Source organism: Streptomyces globisporus (assembly GCF_003501885.1).
GTDB lineage: Bacteria > Actinomycetota > Actinomycetes > Streptomycetales > Streptomycetaceae > Streptomyces > Streptomyces globisporus_D.
Window position 1 is genome coordinate 1 of record NZ_QWFA01000313.1, and the last position, 4321, is coordinate 4321.

General features: G+C 71.4%; 4 protein-coding genes. 1 reads left to right on the forward strand and 3 read right to left on the reverse strand.

Annotated elements, in window-relative coordinates:
* Nucleotides 1–66: 66 nt before the first annotated feature.
* Nucleotides 67–567, reverse strand: a complete 501-nt coding sequence (locus D3105_RS32650; RefSeq protein WP_118906447.1) for an HD domain-containing protein — start codon at nt 565–567, stop codon at nt 67–69.
* 236 nt (nt 568–803) lie between these two features.
* On the opposite strand from D3105_RS32650, the gene D3105_RS32655 reads away from it, so the two are divergent.
* Entirely contained in the window at nt 804–1988 is a 1185-nt protein-coding gene (locus D3105_RS32655; protein WP_118906448.1) for a cation:proton antiporter, read from the forward strand.
* A gap of 119 nt (nt 1989–2107) precedes the next feature.
* Here D3105_RS32655 and D3105_RS32660 read toward each other — a convergent pair whose 3' ends face one another.
* Entirely contained in the window at nt 2108–3202 is a 1095-nt protein-coding gene (locus tag D3105_RS32660; protein WP_425315769.1) for a PP2C family protein-serine/threonine phosphatase, read from the reverse strand.
* Nucleotides 3203–3361: 159 nt separating this feature from the next.
* Nucleotides 3362–4195 (reverse strand): Fpg/Nei family DNA glycosylase, encoded by an 834-nt coding sequence (locus D3105_RS32665; RefSeq protein ID WP_118906450.1) that lies wholly within the window; start codon nt 4193–4195, stop codon nt 3362–3364.
* Nucleotides 4196–4321: the final 126 nt, after the last annotated feature.

Genomic DNA, 4321 nt, shown 5'->3' on the forward strand with positions numbered 1-4321 from the left:
GACCGAACGGCCGCCCCCTCCCCGCAACTCCCCCCTGATCCACCCGTCGGCCCCGCCGCGGGTGGATCAGTGCGTTTCCGGGTTGGCCGAATCCTTTCGGTCCGAGGGTGATTCGCCGCCGACCAGCCCCAGCAGCCCTCGCACCTGCGCATACTTCGCCGCCAGCCGGGTACGGGTCGGCTCGCCCAGGACCGCCAGGCGGGCGGGATCCGCATTGTGGGCGAGGTCCGCCTCTTTGACGAGCAGCGCGCCCGGCGTGGCCAGGATCCGCGCGGTGTACGAGGAAAGTTCCTCCCCCGGCCGCTTGGTCACCGCCAGGACCATGTCCTTCACCTCCTGCGGCAGGGCGGCGGCCGCTAGCCACTCGGCGCAGAGCGCGTCGTCCTCGACCGCGTCGTGCAGCCAGGCCGCCGCGATCTGCCCGTCGTCGCCGCCGCGTACCCGTACGCCTTCGGCCACCGCCGCGAGGTGTTCCACGTACGGGCGGCCCGCCTTGTCGGTCTGCCGCGCATGGACCTCGCGGGCGATGGCCTCCACCTCGGAGACGCTCAGATGCCGTCCAGTCATGGGCCGACTCTACGGCCGCGGCCGGGGCCGGATCCGAACTCGCCGCTCCCGCGACGGTGTTGACGGGACCCCTCGGTCGGACCAAGCGGACGAACATTGACGATCCGACGGATCCATAGTTGCAGCGTCAATCGTTCGGTAAACTAATTACTGATGGATTCTTGATGCCCCCTTGACCAGCTCTTGACCGACCCCGAAGGACCAGGCTCATCGGACACGCAGACACCCTCCTCGCCATGGGCGGCGCCTTCCTGGCCGCTGCCGTCCTCGCCCGCCTCGGCGGCCGTATCGGGCTGCCGACGATCCCCCTGTTCATCCTGGCCGGGATCCTCCTCGGCCCGCACACCCCCGGATACACGCTCCTCTCCAACCCGCACGACCTGGAGATGCTCTCCGCGCTGGGACTCGTCCTCCTGCTCTTCTACCTGGGGCTCGAGTTCCACATGGACGACCTCAAGACGGGCGGCCGGAAGATGGCCATCGCGGGCGGGACGTATCTCGTCCTGAACGTCGGCGCCGGTCTGATATTCGGCTTCGCGCTGGGATGGGGCACGTCGGAGGCGCTGGTCCTCGCCGGAGTCCTCGGGATCTCCTCGTCCGCGATCGTCACCAAGATCCTGGTGGACCTCGGGCGCATCGGTAATCCGGAGACCCGGCCGATCCTCGGCATCATCGTCGTCGAGGACATCTTCCTCGCCCTGTATCTGGCCGCGCTCCAGCCGATCCTGTCCGGTGCGGACAGCCTCTCGGCCGCGCTGGTCGACGGCGGCAAGGCCTTCGGCTTCCTGCTGCTGCTCGCGCTGGCGGCCCGGTTCGGCACGAAGCTCATCGGCAAGCTGATGAACACCAAGGACGACGAGCTCCTGGTCATCTCGTTCCTGGGTGTGGCCGTCTTCGTCGCCGGAGTCTCGGAGATGTTCGGCGTAGCCGACGCGATCGGCGCGTTCATGGTCGGCCTGATGCTCGGCTCCACCTCGTCGGGCGACCGCATCCTCAAGCTGGTCCACCCGCTGCGGGACGCCTTCGGCGCCATCTTCTTCTTCGCCTTCGGCCTCTCCATCGACCCGGGTGACCTGCCGAGCGTGTTGTGGCCGGTGGTGGCGGCCGTGGTCCTGACGCTCGCCATGAACATCGCCGCCGGACTCGCCGCGGCGAAGGTCTACTCCTTCGGCGCGCAGGCCACGTCCAACATCGCCACCACGCTGGTGGCCCGCGGTGAGTTCGCGCTCATCCTGGCCACGATGGCGGCGGCCGCCGGACTGGACGAGCGGCTCTCGCCGTTCATCGCCGGCTACGTCCTCCTGCTCGCCGTCCTCGCGCCGCTGGCCGCCGGACGCTCGCACTGGCTGGCCCGCATTCTGCCGGGCGACCGCAACAAGGACGACCACCAGGACCAGGAGCAGGTACCGGTGTCGGTCTGACCCGGAGCCGGCTGAGCACCACCGAACGGCGGAGAGGCGCCCCGATACCCGGCCAACGAGTGACGGGCGCCTCTCCGCCGTCCGGGGTCGCGCCCGTCACCCGGGACTGCCGGGGGGGCTCAGGCCCGGCGGGAGAGCAGCAGCAGCGCCCGGTCGTCGTTGACGTCCTTGGCGCAGGCCTCGATCAGATGCCAGGCCGCGCCCTCGAAGCCGGTGGAGACATAGCGGTCGGCCTCGCCCGTCAGGCGGTCGATGCCCTCGGCGATGTCCCGGTCGGATGCCTCCACCAGACCGTCGGTGAAGAGCATCAGGACGTCGCCGGGCGCGAGCGAGCCCTTCACCGCGTCGAACTCGGCCCCGTCGTAGACGCCGAGCAGGGGCCCCTCCCCCGACTTCTCCTCCCACTGGCCGCTGCCGGCGTGCAGTTGGAGGGCGGGCGGATGGCCCGCGGAGTAGATCTCGTAGTCGCCCGACTCCAGGTCCAGCACCAGGTGGATGGAAGTGGCGAACCCCTCGTCCCAATCCTGGCGCAGCAGATAGCCGTTGGCGGCGGGCAGGAAGGCGTGCGGGGCCAGCGACCCGAGGAGCCCGCCGAAGGCGCCGGACAGCAACAGTGCCCGGGAGCCCGCGTCCATGCCCTTGCCGGAGACGTCGGTGAGGACGGCTTCCAGGGTGCGGCCCCCGTGGGTGCGGGCCGCGACGACGAAGTCCCCGGAGAACGACTGGCCGCCGGCCGGGCGCAGGGCCATCTCGCGGTGCCATCCCTGGGGCAGCCGGGGCAGGGAACTCTGGACCCGGATGCGTTCGCGCAGGTCGAAGAGCATCGTGCCGCCGCGCCGCCAGGGCACGCCGACCCGGGCCCGGAACTGGGCGAGGATCAGCCCGAAGAACCCGCAGGCGGCGACCACGAGCACGGTGCCCGGGGTGACCCGGGCGGGGCCGTCCAGATACGGGCCGAGGGTGAGCGCCTCCACGATCAGTGCGCCGGCGGCCGTCGCGTACAGCCCCAGCAGGCTGGAGGGGCGCAGCAGGAGGCCGCCCGCCACGATGGGCAGGGCGAGGGCGGCCGGGTCGATCCAGATCGGGCTGACGACGGTGGCCACGGTGATGGCCGGGATCGTCAGCAGCAGACCGGCCAGGGCGATCCAGTCGGAGCCGTCGCCGCGGAAGTAGTCGACCCCGGATTTGCGCAGCCCGATACGGGCCCGGTGCATCTTTCTGCGCCACCGGGCCCAGAAGTCGTCTGTTCCTCCGCTACGGGCCACTGCCGGGACCCTATCCACCCGAACGCCTCCGGTGCAGGGGGACCCCGGTGACAATGCGCTCGAAATGGGGTCGTCCGCGCGTTCCCGCCGGTCTTCTTCGGGCGGTTTTCAGCCTTTTCCGCCGGCGGAGGGGCCCGTGGGCTGGCACCGGGGGCACCAGAAGAGGTTGCGCGAGACCAGGTCCGCGGTGCGGATCTCCGTACCGCAGATGTGGCAGGGCAGGTGGGCGCGCCGGTAGACGTAGACCTCGCCGCCGTGGTCGTCCTTGCGGGGCGGGCGGCCCATGGCCTCGGGGAGGTGTTCGGGACGCACGGTGTCGATGCGGTTGTTGCGGACGCCCTCGCGCATCAGCTCCACCAGGTCCGCCCAGATCGTGTCCCACTCGGCGCGGGTGAGGTCGCGGCCCGTGCGGTACGGGTCGATGCCGTGGCGGAAGAGGACCTCGGCGCGGTAGACGTTGCCGACGCCCGCGATGACCTTCTGGTCCATCAGCAGGGCGGCGATGGTGGTCCGGCTGCGGGAGATCCGCTGCCAGGCCCGCTCCCCGTCCTCGTCGCCGCGCAGCGGGTCCGGGCCCAGGCGCTCGTGTATCGCGCGCTTCTCGGGCTCGGTGATCAGGGCGCAGGTGGTGGGGCCGCGCAGATCCGCGTAGTGGCCGGCGTTGACAAGGCGGAGACGGACGGTGTCGGTGGGCGGCGGGGGCGGGGCGGCGCCGAAGCCGAGCTTGCCGAAGAGGCCGAGGTGGATGTGGACCCAGCCGGTGTCGCCGAAGCCGAGGAAGAGGTGTTTGCCGTGGGCGTCGGTGGCGGCGAGGGTGTGCCCGTCCAGCAGGGCCGCGCTGTCGGAGAACTTCCCCTGCGGGCTGCTCACCCGGACCGGCGCGCCCGCGAACCGTTCGGCGTGGTCATCGGCGAGACGGCGGATGGTGTGTCCCTCGGGCACGGCGGGGCTCCTGCGATACGGACTGGCGGTGGCATGGCCGTGCCGCCGGGTCCGGGACCCGGCGGCACGCGAGGGGTGAGAGCGGGGGTCAGCCCTGCTGGGGGTGGCGGGCCGGGATCGGGGGGA